Genomic DNA, 14,376 nt, shown 5'->3' on the forward strand with positions numbered 1-14,376 from the left:
ATGCCGTCTGAAAGCATTGTTTTGACGCAGTTGAAACGAGGTTTCAAGCATGGAAAACGTTTCAGACGGCCTCTGAAAGGAAAATCGGGCTTCAGCCGTTCTGTTCCGTCTGGAAAACTACCCGCACACGTTCCAAATCTTCCTGCGTATCCACACCGGCGGCAGGGGCTTCTTTGGCGGTTTCGACGGCAATCGGGTAGCCGTGCCACAGGACGCGCAGTTGTTCCAGCGATTCGATGGTTTCCAGCGGCGAGACGCTCATTTCGGCGTAGCGTTGCAGAAAACCGGCGCGGTAGGCGTAGATGCCGATATGGCGCAGGACGGTGGTTTCGGCGGGCAATTCGCGTTTTTCGGCGCGCATGGCATCGCGCGGATAGGGAATCGGGGCGCGGCTGAAGTAGATGGCGTTGCGGTTTTTGTCGAGGACGACTTTGACGATGTTGGGATTCATAAATTCGTCGAAATCGTGCAATTCGTGCGCCGCGGTCGCCATCTGCACGTTGTTTTCCACCAAGACTTCGGCAGTGCGGTCGATGAGTTCGGGGGCAATCAGCGGCTCGTCGCCCTGTACGTTGACGACCACCAGATGTTGCGGCAGTTTCAGCGCGGCAGCGGCTTCGGCAAGGCGGGTTGTGCCGCTTTCGTGCCGGTTTGAAGTCATGACGACTTCGACGCCGTGCGCCTGACAGGCCGTCTGAATATCGGGATGGTCGGTGGCAACGACGACGTGCGCGGCTTTGCTTTTTGCCGCCTGTTCGGCAACGCGCACGACCATCGGTTTGCCGTGGATGTCCGCTAAGGCTTTTCCGGGCAGGCGCGATGAATCCAGCCGCGCCGGAATCAATACGACGAATTCGGTCATGCTTTGAGTTCCTCTTCGCTCAACGCTCGTGCTTCGTTTTCCAGCATATAGGGAATGCCGTCTTTAATCGGATAGGCAAGCTTCGCCTGACGGCTCCACAATTCCTGTTTGTCCTGATGATATTCCAGCCTGCCTTTGGTAACGGGGCAGACGAGGATGTCTAAGAATTTTTTTTCCATGGGGTTTCTTTCGGGTTTGATGGTTTTAGCGAAACTCGCTTTCAGACGGCCTTAAGCGGCATTATTTTCTCCGTGCCGCTTTTGGTGGTTGTGTTGGGCAGTCTGGGGCAGGATTTTTGCCGCCGCACATAATCTGCTGGATTTCTCGGACTAATTTTTCGTTTTGATTTGATTTTTCGTATTTTTCGGTGAGGATGATCATCATCGGATTCATCGTTGCTTCAAGATAGCGCGGCATTTTATCGAGTATCGATTGACCTACCTCCGTGCCGTAAAAGCCGATCAACGCATCGACTTCTTCCTGAGTAAGAACCGTCTTTACGCCGTCCATAGTTGCTTTACGCAATTGGGCGCGCACTTGCGGCGTATTGATTTCGGCAACTATTCGATTTGCATGATTTCTCAAGGCTGCTTCCAACTGCGGACGCTTGTCGGCCGGCGCATCTTTCAAAAAATTCTGTATATTCGGATTAGCAAGCACCATGCCACCAACCCTTTGGAAAGACTGATCCAACAGAGCGTCCATCCTTTGTACTTCAAACAGACGTTTCAGCGACGCGTCGCTGGGCGGGGCGGCAAATGCGTTGGTACACAGTACCAGTGCGGCGAAGGGCAATAATAAGGTTTTCAGTTTCATATCCACTCCTTTAACGAATGATTAATGCAGATAAAAAATACAACCGGCTTCCATTATTCCTACGCAGGCGGGAATCCGGAGATTTGGGATTTCTGAAGTCCCCCAGGCATTCCTGAAAATTCAAGGTCTGGATTCCCGCCTGCGCGGGAATGACGGCGTGAGGCGTTCTTATTCGAGTCCATGATAACTTAGCTTAAACCATGCTTTCAGACGACCTTCGGCGCATGCTCCAGCCGTTCCAACACAAATTCCGCCAAATCAGGTTCGATTATCGCACAAACAGGCAATACCCATACATGATTCAGATTGATGCCGTCTGAAAACTTAACCGCATCCTTTTCCGTAATAATCACCGCGTCCGCATCCGGCAGGTCTGCCGCTGCGATGTCGGCATGGTCGGGCAGCGCGACGGTTTGGTTCAAGGTGATGCCCATGTTCCGCAACGAATCGAAAAAACGCTCGGGCTTGGCGATGCCCGCCACGGCGGCGACGGTTTGGTTTTTCAGACGAACTGTGTCCAGTATTTCGGACGGCTGGTTCAAACGGTAAATCTGTCCCGTTTCGATGCGGCTGTGAAACATATTTTCAGACGGCGCAAACGACGCATCTGCCTTGCCGCCGCTAATCACGACCGCGTCCACCGAATCCAGCCGCGACAAAGGTTCGCGCAAACTGCCGTTGGGCAGCAAATCCAAATCGGTGCGCCCCGTATCCGCCGCCGGAAACACCGCGATTTCCACATCCCGCCGCAGGGCGTAATGCTGCAAACCGTCGTCCGCCACAATCAGCCCGATGTCGGGATGCGCCGCCAGCAACGCCCTGCCTGCCTCCGCACGGCTGCCGCCCACTGCCGTCGGCGCGCCGGTTTTACGGAACAGCAGCAAAGGCTCGTCGCCAGCATCTTCCGCACGGCTCTCGGCATTCAATACATGAACCGCCTTGCTCTTGCGCCCGTAGCCCCGGCTGATGATGCCGACCTTGACGCCTTTTTCCTGCAAACCCGACACCAGCGCGGCGACAATCGGCGTTTTCCCCGTCCCGCCCGCGTGGATATTGCCGACCACGACCACGGGCACGGGCAGCTTTTCGCTTTTCATACGGCCTGAAACGAAATCATCGCGCCGTTTCGCCGCAATTTTGGCAAACAGCATGGATAAGGGTTTGAGCAGGAAAGATAAAAACGGATTGGGGCGTTGCCAATGTCGTTCGATGATTTGATGGGGTTTGGGCATTCAGACGGCCTTCAGAGTATGGAAAATGTATGGTAGTAGGCAGGTTTTATCTTTCGGTTGGGTTGTCGTGGCAATCAATATGATGAAACGGAAATGGTTTCTATGCGGGAGTTTTTGCGATAGCGGCGGGTTTGGTTCGGTATTTTGTCTGGATCCGCATAAATTCCCGCCCCGCTTTCGACTCGGAACGTCATCTGTTTCGGCATACGGGTAAATTCGGCGGTTTCGCGCATTTCGATTTCCGACAGGCTGATGCGTTTGAGCTTGCCCAGTTTTGCTTCCGCATCTTGGATTTTCATGCCCGGGCGGATGCCCAAAGCGGTGCGGCAGGCGGGGGAGGAAGTGCCCAGCCAGATAATTTTCTTGTTCAGCCGCAAAGGCGCATCGGGATCGTCGTCGCCGTTCAAATGGGCCGACACGGTAATATCTTTGGACAGCGTGATGTCGACAAAGGCCGCACCTTCGGCATCACTTTCCCGTTTGAATTTCGCTTTGGGAAATTTTTGCCTGACCTGTTTCAGGTCCTGCCCGAGTGAGACGTCGCCGATGCTGGTCGGGCTGATCAGGCATTCTGCGGCGGCGGGCAGGGTGCAGCCGAAAGTCAGTGTCAGGAAGATTCCGATTTTGTTCATATTCGTTTCCGTGAATGGAAAGGGGCAAACCCCGATATTACCATTTCAGGCCGTCTGAAAATATGTTCGGGAAACCCGCTTTTCAGACGGCCTGACCGTATGGCGGCGTCGTTGTTCAGCGTGCCGCCATTTCCAGCAGTTCGGCGGCATGGCTGCGCGTGGTGGCGGTGAGGGTTTCGCCGCCGAGCATACGGGCGATTTCTTCCACCCGTTCTTCGGCGGAGAGTACGCGGATGCTGCTGACGGTTTGCTCGCCCTCGCTGTTTTTCCTGACCTGCCAATGCTGTTCGCCGCAGGCGGCCACTTGGGGCAGGTGGGTAACGGCCAGCACTTGGTGTTTCCTGCCGAGGCTTCTCAGGGCGCGGCCCACCATTTCGGCTACGCCGCCGCCGATGCCGGTGTCCACTTCGTCGAAAATCAGGGTCGGCGTTTGGGTGTATTGACTGGTGACGACTTGCAGGGCGAGGCTGATGCGCGCCAGTTCGCCGCCGGAGGCGACTTTGTTCAGCGGGCGCAGCGGACTGCCTTTGTTGGCGGCCACTTGGTATTGCACTTGTTCCAGTCCGAAGGCGGACGGGGAGGCGGGCAGCAGTTCGATGTGGAAGCGCGCGCCCTTCATGGCCAATTCCTGCATGTGGGCGGCGGTTTCGCTGCCGAGGCGTTCGGCGGCCTGACGGCGGCCGGCGGAAAGTTGCTGCGCCGCTTCGTGATATTGTTTTTCGCAGCGTTCGGCGGCGGCTTCGAGGGCGGCAATGTCGGCGGCGGCTTGAAGTTGTTGCAGCGCGGCTTCGATTTCCTGCATTTTAGCCGGCAAATCCTGCGGTTCGACGCGGTATTTGCGCGCCATGCCCATCAGTTCGCCCAGGCGTTGTTCTTGTGCGGCCAGTTCGGCCGGATCGAGGTCGCTGCGGGAGGCTACGTCGCGCATGTTGGCGGATACTTCGCCCAATTCGGCTTCGATGCTGGCCAGAAGGTTCAGGCTTTCGTTGAAGCGCGGTTCTATGCGGCTGAGGGCTTCGAGTTTTTTCTGGCAGCGGTAGATTTGCGCCTGCAGGCCGTTGTCGCCGTTGATGGCTTCTTCGGTTTCCTGTGCGGCTTCCATCAGTTCTGCGGCGTGGGCGAGGCTGTCGTGGCTTTGGCTGACGGTTTCCCATTCGCCGGGCGCGGGGGCGAGGCGGCTGAGTTCGTCAAACTGCCATTCCAGCCGTTCGCGTTCGATTTGCAGGTTTTCGCTTTGGGTTTGGGCGGCCTTCAGGGCTTGGTTGGCGTTTTGCCAGCTTTGGTAGGCGGCTTTGACTTCGCTCGCCAGCGCGGTGCAGCCGGCAAAGGCATCCAGCAGTTCGCGCTGCGCGGCTTCTTGGTTGAGCGAGTGGTGGGCGTTTTGGCCGTGAATGTCGATCAGGCGGCTGCCTATGCTTTTCAGTTGCGACAGGGTGGCGGCCTGGTTGTTGATGTAGCTGCGGCTTTTTCCTTTGGCATCGATGATGCGGCGGACGGAGAGTTCTTCCGCATCTTCCGCCAGCAGCCCTTGTTCGCGCAGTTCGGCCTGCAATTCGGGCAGTTCGGAAAGGTCGAACAGGGCGGAGAGGCGTGCTTCTGCCGCACCCTGCCTGATTTGGCCGTAGTCGGCCTTGTCGCCCAACAGCAGGCCGATGGCGTCGAGGGTGATGGATTTTCCGGCGCCGGTTTCGCCGGTCAATACGGTGAAACCGGGTTGGAAGTCGAGGTTGAGTCGGTCTACGATGACGAAGTCGTTGAGGGAAAGTGCCAGCAGCATGGTGAATCCTTTGGATGTCGTGGGCGGCGATTATATAGGGGAAGCGGCCGTGAGACGACTGTTTGCTTGTCTTGAGCGGTCGCGACGGAGCAAAGGCCGTCTGAAAGTAAGGTATAATCCGCGCCGTTTTTAAAATCACACCGGATAAATTATGTTTAAAGAAGCCGAACGATACCTTTCCACCGTGCGCGATATGTTGCGCTTTGCCGTCAGCCGTTTCAATGAGGCGGGGCTGGCGTTCGGCCATGGCAGCGACAATGCGCACGACGAAGCCGCTTATCTGATCCTGCACACGCTGAATCTGCCGCTGGATTTGCTGGAACCCTATCTGGATGCGGTTTTGCTGCCGTCTGAAAAACGCCGCCTGCTGGCTTTGATCGAGCGGCGGGTAAACGAACGTGTGCCGGTGGCGTATTTGACGAATCAGGCTTGGCAGGGCGAATTTGATTTTTATGTGGACGAACGGGTGCTTGTGCCGCGTTCGTTTATTTACGAGCTGCTGGGCGAGCCGCTGCGCCCGTGGATAGAGTATGACGAGCTGGTGCATACGGCTTTGGATTTGTGTACCGGCAGCGGCTGCCTGGCCATCCAGATGGCGCATCATTATCCGGCGGCGGACGTCGATGCGGTCGATATCAGCCTGGATGCGCTGGAAGTGGCGGCCATTAATGTGGAAGATTACGGCTTGGAAGACCGCATCAATCTGATTCATACGGATTTGTTCGAAGGCTTGGAAGGCACTTACGATTTAATCGTTTCCAATCCGCCCTATGTCGATGCCGAGTCGGTGGCCGAACTGCCGCCGGAATATTTGCACGAGCCGGAAGAGGCCTTGGGCAGCGGCGAAGACGGACTGGACGCGACGCGGCAGATTATTCTGCAGGCGGCGAAGTTCCTCAATCCGCGCGGCGTGCTGCTGGTGGAAATCGGCCACAACCGCGATGTGTTGGAAGCCGCTTATCCCGAACTGCCGTTTACCTGGCTGGAAACCAGCGGCGGCGACGGCTTCGTGTTCCTGCTGACGCGCGAACAGTTGCTGGGTAAGGAATAGGCGGAAGCAGTGCCGCCCGGCATTGAAAAAAGCCTGAGGCCGTCTGAAAACCGTTTTTCTTGTCGGAAACGGTTTTTCAGACGGCCTCAGCCGTGACGGGCTGCCTTATCGGGCATCTGCCTGTTGCAGTACGGCGGGGGCGAAACGTTGGATGGTGTCGCGCAGGGGAATCAATTTGCCGTGGAAGAAATGCGAGGCTTGGGGGATGAGGATGACGGGGATGTCTTGTCCGGCCGCCCAGTCCAATGCCTGCTGCGGTTTGACGACTTCGTCCAGCTCGCCGTGTATCAGCAGGGTGCGGGCCGGGTTCGGCGCGTCGGGTTCGCGTTCGCGATCGTAGTGGCGCACGGCAGGGCCCATCAGCAGCAGTAAGTCAGGGGTCTGGCGGGCGGCAGCGAAAAGGGAAACGTAGCCGCCGAAGGAAAAGCCCGCGATGACCAGTTTCGGTGCTTCGGGGTGGCGGCTGCGGGCGTAGTCGATAACGGCCAGGCAGTCTTCCGTTTCGCCACGGCCGTAATCGTGTTCGCCGCCGCTGTTGCCGACGCCGCGCAGGTTGGGCAGGTAACAGTGGAAGCCCAGCCGGTTGAGTGCTTTGGCTGCGGTTTGGATGACTTTGTTGGTGTTGGTGCCGCCTTGCAGCGGGTTGGGGTGGTTGATGACCGCCACGCCCTGCGGGGCGGTTTGCGACGGCAGGAAAATGGTTTCGAGCGTGCCTACGGGGCCGTTGATGCTCAAAACTTCCGGTTGGTTCATGATGGCGTTCCTTGCGGTTTCGGATGGCGGATTGTAAAGGCGGCAGTCGGGCTTTGTCTATGAAGGATGCCCGAAACGATTTTTCAGACGGCCTTTACATCACCGCGCCTTTCCGTTATTTTCCTTCTCCCGCTTTCCACACCAAACATTCTAATCATGAAAAAAATTACTCCGGACAACCTGCCCGTCCTGCTGGCCGAGGCCCTAGCGAAAAAGGATATGGCGACGATACTCGATGCGCTGGTGCAATTTTTGCGCAGGGGCGGTATCAGGCGCGCGGGGCAGCGTTTCGACCTTCTGCTGGATGTACTGCGGCGTGATTCGGAATTGGCGGCACTGTTCGGCAGCCGTTTTTACCAATGGCTGGGCAGCGTACACGTTTATCCGGCCTTGGTCGGCTTGGGCATTTTTTCGCGCAGCGGTTTTGCACGCGAAATCGGTATCCGAATCTATGAACGCTTTATGCCGTCGTTTAAGGATTTGAATAACCTGCGCGATGTCTTCCTGCATCTGTTTCATTCGCAGAACGATGAGAAATGGCTGGAAACCATTAACTTGCGCCGTTGGTTGAAGCTGTACGGCTGCCTGCGTGCGGGCGCGGAGGATGCAACGGTTCAGACGGCCGCAAGGCATCTGACGCAGGCGCGGCTTCATGCTTTGGAAATGCTGTCGATTTGGGTAGCGGCGGAGGAATTGGAACCCGAGTTTACCCGCATCGAACCGAAACTGATGGAAGTGGATTCTGCATTCGTCGCCCTGCATCAGGAAATCAGCCGGCTGGTGGCGCATTACCGCCTGCCGGATTACAAAGAGGCATTCGATACCGCCCACCTCGAAGTGATGATGGAACAATGCCGGCAGCAGGTGGAGAGGCTCCGCAAACGGGGCACCGGCGCGGGCGCGGGCTCGTCGGTCAAGGTGGCGCACCTATTGGAAAGGCTGTCGCAAACGCTCGACCGTTTGGATGTGCTGCTGGAAATCCAAACGGCTGAAAACGGCCGTGCCTACCGCCGCCATACCGTGCGTTTGCTGCGTTCCCTGACGATGGCCGCCGTAGAACAGCACAGCACGGAGCTGCTGAGGAGGCGCAGCATCAAAATGCTGGCGCGCAGCATTTCGGAGAACACCAGCGGCCACGGCGAACATTACATCACGCGCAACAGGCGCGAATATTGGGGCATGTTGGCTTCGGCTTCGGGCGGCGGCGTGATTATCGCCCTGATGGCGGGCAATAAAATCAACATCGCCGGCTGGGGTTTGGGCGATTTTACAACCGCCCTGCTGTCCGGCCTGAACTACGGCTTGGGCTTTATGTTCATCCACATGGTGCACTGCACCGTGGCCACCAAACAGCCTGCCATGACCGCTTCCCGCATCGCCGAATCGGTGGAGCAGGGCGACAAGGTGCGCGGCGCGGTGGAAGGCAAACTGGCCAAACTGCTGATCGACGTCGCGCGTTCGCAGACCGTGGCGGTGTTCGGCAACGTTTGTATTGCCGTACTGGTGGCCACGCTGGTGTCGCTGTCTTTCGCGCAAAACAACGGTCGGCCGTTCTTGGATGCCGATGCGGTTGCCTACCAGTTCAAATCGCTCCAGCCGTTTACCCAGCCGACGCTGTGGTATGCCGCAATCGCGGGCGTGTGGCTGTTTTGCTCTGGTATCATCTCCGGCTTTTTCGACAACCGCGCCGACTACCTCAACCTGCGCCAACGCTTGACGGTGCAGCCGTTGCTGAAAAAAATCCTGCCGCCGGGCATCCGCGCCCGTTTGGCCGACTATCTGCATCGCCACTACGGCTCGCTGGCGGGCAATTTCATTTTCGGCATGCTGTTGGGCATGACGGGCTGGGTCGGCCATCTGCTCGGCCTGCCGCTGGACATCCGCCACGTCGCCTTTTCTTCGGCCAATTTGGGTTACGCCGCCGTCAGCGACGGCAGTAACATTCTATATTTCCTGATAAATCTGGCTTTTGTGTTGATGATAGGCGTAGTAAACCTGTTGGTCAGCTTCTCGCTCGCGCTGATTGTCGCCCTGCGTTCGCGCGGCACGCGCATCGAAAGCCTGTCGAAACTGATAGACTCGATGTGGATGCAGATCAAAGCCAATCCGATGAGTCTGATTTATCCTGTTCAGACGGCCTCCGAAATCCAAAAAGCAGTAAAAGAAAACAAAAACGGCGGATAGGCCGTCTGAAAAAAGTAAATCCATTTAGCGAGGCACAACCATGCAGGCACAATTTCTAACACTCGACGGCATCGATGGTTCGGGTAAATCCACCCATCTGGAAACCATGCGCGAATGGTTTGAACGGCGCGGAATGCCGGTTCTGTTCACCCGCGAGCCGGGCGGCACGCCTTTGGGCGAGGAATTACGCCGCCTGCTGTTATCGCCCGACAGCCGCGTCGGACTGCGTACCGAAACCCTGCTGATGTTCGCCGCCCGCCGCCAGCATTTGGAAGACGTGATATTGCCGGCTTTGGATAAAGGCACCCACGTCGTTTCCGACCGTTTCACCGATGCCACCTTCGCTTATCAGGGCGGCGGGCGCGGTATTCCGGCGGCGGACATCGAAGTGTTGGAAAACTGGGTGCAGGGCAGCCTGCGCCCGAACCTGACCCTGCTGTTGGACGTGCCGCTTGAGGTATCGTTCGAACGTATTGCCCGTTCGCGCGAGAAAGACCGTTTCGAACAGGAAGAGGCGGAGTTTTTCGCCCGCGTGCGCCGTGCTTATCTCGACCGTGCCGCCGGCCATCCGCAACGCTACCGCGTCATCGACAGCAACCGGAGCAGGGAAGAAGTGCGTGCGGCGGTGGAAGCAGCCTTGCAGGCGCATTTCGAGGCCGTCTGAAAACAGCGGACGCTTGTCGTACGGCCGTTTGATTTTTGAATCGAGTTGTTGTTTGCGCGATATCGTGGATTAAATTTAAATCAGGACAAGGCGACGAAGCCGCAGACAGTACAAATAGTACGGCAAGGCGAGGCAACGCCGTACTGGTTTAAATTTAATCCACTATAAAAAAACGCCGAATTCATGATTGATTCATGAGTTCGGCATTTTTTGTGCGGTAAATCCGTTTTATGCTTGCTATGGAATGGGATTCCCTCAGCCTGAAGAGCTTAAGGTCTGAGATGCCGTCGATATGAAGCGGGCCGGTTTGCATGATTCATGCAAACAGTAAAAGCGGATAAAGCCGCCATACTCTTTTCAGACGGCCTCATTATTGATTTCTGCCAAACCTATTCTTTGGCAGGAAGCTCCATTTCCAAAACGGTCTGTTTCTGCCGTTCGCGGAAATCGGCCAGTTTGGCCGCCAGTTCGGGATCGTGGTTGGACAGCAGGGAAACCGCAAACAGCGCGGCATTTGCCGCTCCCGCTTCGCCGATGGCGAAGGTGGCGACGGGTATGCCTTTGGGCATTTGGACGATGGACAAGAGGGAATCTTCGCCCCTCAGATATTTGCTCGGCACGGGTACGCCCAGTACGGGCAGGGTGGTTTTTGCCGCCACCATGCCGGGCAGATGGGCCGCGCCGCCCGCTCCGGCGATAATGGCCTGAATGCCGCGTTCGCGTGCGGTTTCCGCGTATTCGAACATCAAGTCCGGCGTGCGGTGAGCGGAAACGACGCGCGCTTCGTAAGAAATACCGAATTGTTCGAGAAATTGGGCGGCATGCCGCATAACGGGCCAGTCGCTGTTGCTGCCCATGATGATGCCGATTTTTGCCATGGTGGTTCCTTAATCGTTTGATGGGTGGGTAGGGTTTCAAACCCTGAGGATGCTGGTTTTGATTTTGCCTGAAACAGGTATCGTTTCAAAAACGGCAGGCGTTGCCGGAATGCTCCGCAGTCCGCCCCGCCGCCGGTTCTAACGCCAAATTTTCAAATTTTTGATATTTTGCCGTGCTTTGGAAAAAATGTCTTCCGATTCTTGCGCATTGTTGTTGCCGGAATGGTTGGCATTGGCCGCATCGTCGTCGATAAAGGCGGGGAATACAGCCGGATTTTGTGTGCGGCGCGAATTTTGGAAGGCTGCCCGAACCGCTGCTTCGGCTTCCAATTCGTCGTAAGAAGATTTGGCGGCCAAATATTTTTGCACGGCGGGGATAAAACCTTTGTCGTGATGGCTGATATGGGTAAACAGCCAGTTGTGCAGTATGCCCAGCAGTTCTTGTCCGATGTCTTCGCCTTCGCGCTGTTTTTGTTGGATTTCCCTGACTTTATCGACAAAACGCTGATGGATTTGTTTGTGTTGTTTGCCGAGCGGATATCCGGCATCGTCCATCAGTTTTTCTTCATCGGAAAAATGTTCGACCGTATAGCGGATTAGGTCTTCGATGATTTTTCCCTCCGCCTCGAAATCCTTGCGTTGATTGGCTTCGTGCAGTTCGTTAATGCAGCGGACCAGGATCTTATGCTGCTCATCCACCAATTCTATGTGGGTGTCGAGATCCGGAGTCCAGTCGAAATAGCTCATTTTATTGTTTCCTGTTCTGATGGTTTTCCCTGTGAGGGGGGTATTGTAATGATGCAAGTACTCTGCGGCTTAATCTAAGTCAAAGAATATAGCCGGCAGGAAGCGCATCATTTCAGACGGCCTGAATGGGAGGGTGCAGGCTGCTTAAGAATGAGATTGATACAATCGGGCTGATTTAAAGCATTTATGATTTCGATATGTTAAGTCTGCCGCATGTTTTGTCGTTTTTGTGTTAATCTTATAAGCGGGCTTCACACTACCATCTTTAGTCTCCCCACATAAAGGTACTGCGGGCGATCGTTTGCCCGGAGTCATAACTCAGGCCCTTGTGTTTATTTATATATTCTAAGGATTCAACCATGAAATCGCTGAAAACGTTCCTTATATGGGGCATTGTGGTTTTGGTCGGCCTAGCCTCCTTTACCACCTTGGCCGTCAGCCGCGGCGAGCATGTCAGTGCGATATGGATGGTAACCGCCGCCATATCGGTGTACTGCATCGCCTATCGTTTCTACAGCCTGTACATTGCCAAAAACGTGATGCAGCTTGATCCGAACCGCCTCACGCCCGCCGAGCGGCACAATGACGGTTTGGACTATGTGCCGACACACAAAGGCGTATTGTTCGGACACCACTTTGCCGCGATTGCGGGCGCAGGTCCGTTGGTCGGTCCCGTACTGGCTGCACAAATGGGTTACCTGCCGGGTACGCTGTGGATTATCTTCGGCGTAGTGTTTGCCGGTGCGGTACAGGACATGATGGTCTTGTTCGTCTCCATGCGCCGTGACGGTAAGTCTTTGGGCGATATCGTAAAACAAGAACTGGGCACTGTGCCGGGCGTGATTGCGTCCATCGGCATTTTGATGATTATGGTCATCATCATGGCGGTGTTGGCGCTGATTGTGGTGAAAGCCTTGGTTCACAGCCCTTGGGGTACGTTTACCATCGCCGCCACCATGCCGATTGCGCTGTTTATGGGTATTTACACGCGTTATATCCGCCCGGGCAAAATCGGCGAGATTTCCATCGTCGGCTTTATCTTGCTGATGTTGGCCGTGATATATGGTGAAGACGTGGCGCACAGTTCATTTGGCCACTGGTTCGACCTTGACGGTATCCAGCTCACTTGGGCGATTATGATTTACGGTTTCGTGGCTTCGGTATTGCCTGTTTGGTTGTTGCTGACTCCGCGCGACTATCTCTCTACCTTCCTGAAAATCGGAACGATTGTGGCCTTGGCTTTGGGCATCGTGATTGTTAATCCAGATCTGCGTATGCCTGCCGTAACCCACTTTATCGATGGTTCCGGCCCCGTATTCTCCGGCGCACTGTTTCCGTTCTTGTTCATTACCATCGCCTGTGGTGCGGTTTCCGGCTTCCACGCGCTGATTTCTTCCGGTACCACACCGAAAATGGTTGAGAATGAAGAACACGTCCGCATGATCGGCTATGGCGGTATGATTATGGAAAGTTTTGTGGCCATTATGGCTCTGGCCGCCGCCTCGTCGCTTGATCCGGGTGTGTACTTCGCCATGAACAGCCCGGCTGCCCTGATCGGTACGGATGCCAACACAGCTGCCGAAGTGATTACAACCAAACTCAACTTCCCTGTCGATGCTGCAACCTTGCTGCACACGGCAAAAGAAGTGGGTGAAAGCACCATCCTTTCCCGTGCCGGCGGTGCACCAACCCTCGCAGTCGGTATGGCGCACATCATGAGCCAGTTGATTCCGGGCGAAGCCATGATGGCATTCTGGTATCACTTTGCCCTGCTGTTTGAAGCCTTGTTCATTCTGACCGCCGTTGATGCCGGTACACGCGTCGCACGCTTCATGATTCAAGACTTGGGCAGTATCTTCTACAAACCTTTCGGCAACACCGACTCTATCCCTGCCAACCTGATTGCGACCTTCTTCGCCGTGGCATTGTGGGGTTACTTCCTCTACACCGGCGTGACCGACCCGTTGGGCGGCATCAACTCGCTCTGGCCTTTGTTCGGTATCGCCAACCAAATGCTGGCAGGCGTAGCCTTGATTATGTGTACCGTCGTATTGGTGAAAATGAAGCGCGACCGCTATATTTGGGTAACACTTGTTCCGGCTTTCGGCGTACTGTTTGTAACCTGCTATGCCGGCCTGCAAAAACTGTTCCACAGCGACCCGCGCGTCAGCTTCTTGGCGCACGCCGGAAAATTCCAAACTGCTTTGGATGAGGGCAAAGTATTGCCGCCGGCCAAAGACATCGGCGAAATGTCGCAGATTATCTTCAACGACTACATCAATGCCGGCCTGACCGCATTGTTCCTCTCCGTCGTCGTCGTCGTTGCCATCTACGGCTTACGTACCGCCCTGAAGGCGCGCAAAGTGGCTTGGCCGACCGCGAAAGAAATCCCTGCGGTATACCGCGACGGCAAACAACCGGAGGCACAAGGTGAAGCGTAAACTCGCCGCCTGGTGGAAAACCGCCAGGCTGACAGCCAACCTCATGGCAGGTGTGCCCGATTATGAAAACTACGTTGCCCAACAGCGCAGGCATAATCCGAGCGCTCCCGTGATGACCGAGCAGCAATTCCAAGACTATTGCCGTAAACGCCGCTGCGGCGCAAACGGCGGGCGGTGCTGCTAAGGCGTAGTGCCATAATGAAGCAGGCCGTCTGAAAAGCATAAACGGTTTTTCAGACGGCCTTTTTGTATTCGGACGGTTGGGCGGTTATTGAATCTACACTTTCGGATAGCCTTTCTTAAAACACCGCTGCGGCGCAAACGGCGGGCGGTGCTGCT

14 protein-coding genes and 1 pseudogene are annotated in these 14,376 nt (G+C 55.9%); 6 read left to right on the forward strand and 9 right to left on the reverse strand.

What is annotated here, in order from left to right; genetic code table 11:
• Nucleotides 1–91: 91 nt before the first annotated feature.
• The 6 genes from kdsB to recN all read right to left on the reverse strand — a co-directional run bounded on the left by kdsB (nt 92) and on the right by recN (nt 5,319).
• Nucleotides 92–862, reverse strand: coding sequence for a 3-deoxy-manno-octulosonate cytidylyltransferase (kdsB, locus tag BM261_RS04915; RefSeq protein WP_074895764.1), 771 nt, complete (start codon nt 860–862; stop codon nt 92–94).
• Nucleotides 859–1,041, reverse strand: a complete 183-nt coding sequence (locus BM261_RS04920) for a Trm112 family protein (protein WP_002221286.1) — start codon at nt 1,039–1,041, stop codon at nt 859–861. Before BM261_RS04920 ends, kdsB begins: the two co-directional genes overlap by 4 nt.
• Nucleotides 1,042–1,102: 61 nt before the next feature.
• The gene (locus BM261_RS04925; RefSeq protein WP_074895767.1) at nt 1,103–1,678 is read right to left on the reverse strand and encodes a DUF2059 domain-containing protein; all 576 of its coding nucleotides are present in this window, start codon (nt 1,676–1,678) and stop codon (nt 1,103–1,105) included.
• A gap of 206 nt (nt 1,679–1,884) precedes the next feature.
• A complete protein-coding gene (lpxK, locus tag BM261_RS04930) occupies nt 1,885–2,910 on the reverse strand; it encodes a tetraacyldisaccharide 4'-kinase (protein ID WP_074895770.1) in 1,026 nt (341 codons plus the stop codon).
• 74 nt (nt 2,911–2,984) lie between these two features.
• The gene (locus tag BM261_RS04935) at nt 2,985–3,542 is read right to left on the reverse strand and encodes a hypothetical protein (protein ID WP_074895774.1); all 558 of its coding nucleotides are present in this window, start codon (nt 3,540–3,542) and stop codon (nt 2,985–2,987) included.
• 115 nt (nt 3,543–3,657) lie between these two features.
• Nucleotides 3,658–5,319: a DNA repair protein RecN gene (gene recN, locus BM261_RS04940; RefSeq protein ID WP_074895776.1), complete on the reverse strand. Its 1,662-nt coding sequence runs from the start codon at nt 5,317–5,319 to the stop codon at nt 3,658–3,660.
• Between the two features lie 151 nt (nt 5,320–5,470).
• Between recN and prmB the strand changes: the two genes are divergently transcribed.
• Nucleotides 5,471–6,370, forward strand: a complete 900-nt coding sequence (gene prmB / locus BM261_RS04945) for a 50S ribosomal protein L3 N(5)-glutamine methyltransferase (RefSeq protein WP_074895778.1) — start codon at nt 5,471–5,473, stop codon at nt 6,368–6,370.
• Between the two features lie 105 nt (nt 6,371–6,475).
• On the opposite strand, the gene BM261_RS04950 is transcribed toward prmB, so the two are convergent.
• Nucleotides 6,476–7,123 carry an alpha/beta hydrolase gene (locus BM261_RS04950; RefSeq protein ID WP_003775007.1) on the reverse strand — a complete coding sequence of 216 codons (648 nt, stop codon included), beginning with the start codon at nt 7,121–7,123 and terminating at the stop codon, nt 6,476–6,478.
• Nucleotides 7,124–7,279: 156 nt separating this feature from the next.
• On the opposite strand from BM261_RS04950, the gene BM261_RS04955 reads away from it, so the two are divergent.
• From BM261_RS04955 to BM261_RS12375, 3 genes and pseudogenes are all read left to right on the forward strand, one after another.
• Nucleotides 7,280–9,307: a site-specific recombinase gene (locus BM261_RS04955; RefSeq protein WP_074896223.1), complete on the forward strand. Its 2,028-nt coding sequence runs from the start codon at nt 7,280–7,282 to the stop codon at nt 9,305–9,307.
• A gap of 40 nt (nt 9,308–9,347) precedes the next feature.
• Nucleotides 9,348–9,971 carry a dTMP kinase gene (gene tmk / locus BM261_RS04960; RefSeq protein WP_074895781.1) on the forward strand — a complete coding sequence of 208 codons (624 nt, stop codon included), beginning with the start codon at nt 9,348–9,350 and terminating at the stop codon, nt 9,969–9,971.
• Between the two features lie 57 nt (nt 9,972–10,028).
• Nucleotides 10,029–10,136: pseudogene (locus tag BM261_RS12375) on the forward strand (IS5/IS1182 family transposase); the annotation flags it as partial.
• 224 nt (nt 10,137–10,360) lie between these two features.
• Here BM261_RS12375 and purE read toward each other — a convergent pair.
• Nucleotides 10,361–10,849 carry a 5-(carboxyamino)imidazole ribonucleotide mutase gene (gene purE, locus BM261_RS04970; RefSeq protein WP_074895788.1) on the reverse strand — a complete coding sequence of 163 codons (489 nt, stop codon included), beginning with the start codon at nt 10,847–10,849 and terminating at the stop codon, nt 10,361–10,363.
• A 138-nt stretch (nt 10,850–10,987) separates the two neighbouring features.
• A complete protein-coding gene (locus tag BM261_RS04975; protein WP_074895790.1) occupies nt 10,988–11,596 on the reverse strand; it encodes a bacteriohemerythrin in 609 nt (202 codons plus the stop codon).
• 359 nt (nt 11,597–11,955) lie between these two features.
• Here BM261_RS04975 and BM261_RS04980 point away from each other — a divergent pair, with 359 nt between their 5' ends.
• The gene (locus BM261_RS04980) at nt 11,956–14,037 is read left to right on the forward strand and encodes a carbon starvation CstA family protein (RefSeq protein WP_074895793.1); all 2,082 of its coding nucleotides are present in this window, start codon (nt 11,956–11,958) and stop codon (nt 14,035–14,037) included.
• The gene (locus tag BM261_RS04985; RefSeq protein ID WP_074895796.1) at nt 14,027–14,221 is read left to right on the forward strand and encodes a YbdD/YjiX family protein; all 195 of its coding nucleotides are present in this window, start codon (nt 14,027–14,029) and stop codon (nt 14,219–14,221) included. Before BM261_RS04980 ends, BM261_RS04985 begins: the two co-directional genes overlap by 11 nt.
• Nucleotides 14,222–14,376: the final 155 nt, after the last annotated feature.

Source organism: Neisseria elongata subsp. elongata, assembly GCF_900113545.1.
Classification (GTDB): Bacteria; Pseudomonadota; Gammaproteobacteria; order Burkholderiales; family Neisseriaceae; genus Neisseria; species Neisseria elongata.

Excerpts from the sequence above, each read along its gene's own strand:
- prmB (WP_074895778.1), top strand. The coding sequence starts at position 5,471 with ATGTTTAAAGAAGCCGAACGATACCTTTCCACCGTGCGCGATATGTTG.
- tmk (WP_074895781.1), top strand. The coding sequence starts at position 9,348 with ATGCAGGCACAATTTCTAACACTCGACGGCATCGATGGTTCGGGTAAA.
- purE (WP_074895788.1), bottom strand. The coding sequence starts at position 10,849 with ATGGCAAAAATCGGCATCATCATGGGCAGCAACAGCGACTGGCCCGTT.
- kdsB (WP_074895764.1), bottom strand. The coding sequence starts at position 862 with ATGACCGAATTCGTCGTATTGATTCCGGCGCGGCTGGATTCATCGCGC.
- recN (WP_074895776.1), bottom strand. The coding sequence starts at position 5,319 with ATGCTGCTGGCACTTTCCCTCAACGACTTCGTCATCGTAGACCGACTC.
- BM261_RS04950 (WP_003775007.1), bottom strand. The coding sequence starts at position 7,123 with ATGAACCAACCGGAAGTTTTGAGCATCAACGGCCCCGTAGGCACGCTC.
- BM261_RS04925 (WP_074895767.1), bottom strand. The coding sequence starts at position 1,678 with ATGAAACTGAAAACCTTATTATTGCCCTTCGCCGCACTGGTACTGTGT.
- BM261_RS04975 (WP_074895790.1), bottom strand. The coding sequence starts at position 11,596 with ATGAGCTATTTCGACTGGACTCCGGATCTCGACACCCACATAGAATTG.
- BM261_RS04955 (WP_074896223.1), top strand. The coding sequence starts at position 7,280 with ATGAAAAAAATTACTCCGGACAACCTGCCCGTCCTGCTGGCCGAGGCC.
- BM261_RS04920 (WP_002221286.1), bottom strand. The coding sequence starts at position 1,041 with ATGGAAAAAAAATTCTTAGACATCCTCGTCTGCCCCGTTACCAAAGGC.
- lpxK (WP_074895770.1), bottom strand. The coding sequence starts at position 2,910 with ATGCCCAAACCCCATCAAATCATCGAACGACATTGGCAACGCCCCAAT.
- BM261_RS04980 (WP_074895793.1), top strand. The coding sequence starts at position 11,956 with ATGAAATCGCTGAAAACGTTCCTTATATGGGGCATTGTGGTTTTGGTC.
- BM261_RS04935 (WP_074895774.1), bottom strand. The coding sequence starts at position 3,542 with ATGAACAAAATCGGAATCTTCCTGACACTGACTTTCGGCTGCACCCTG.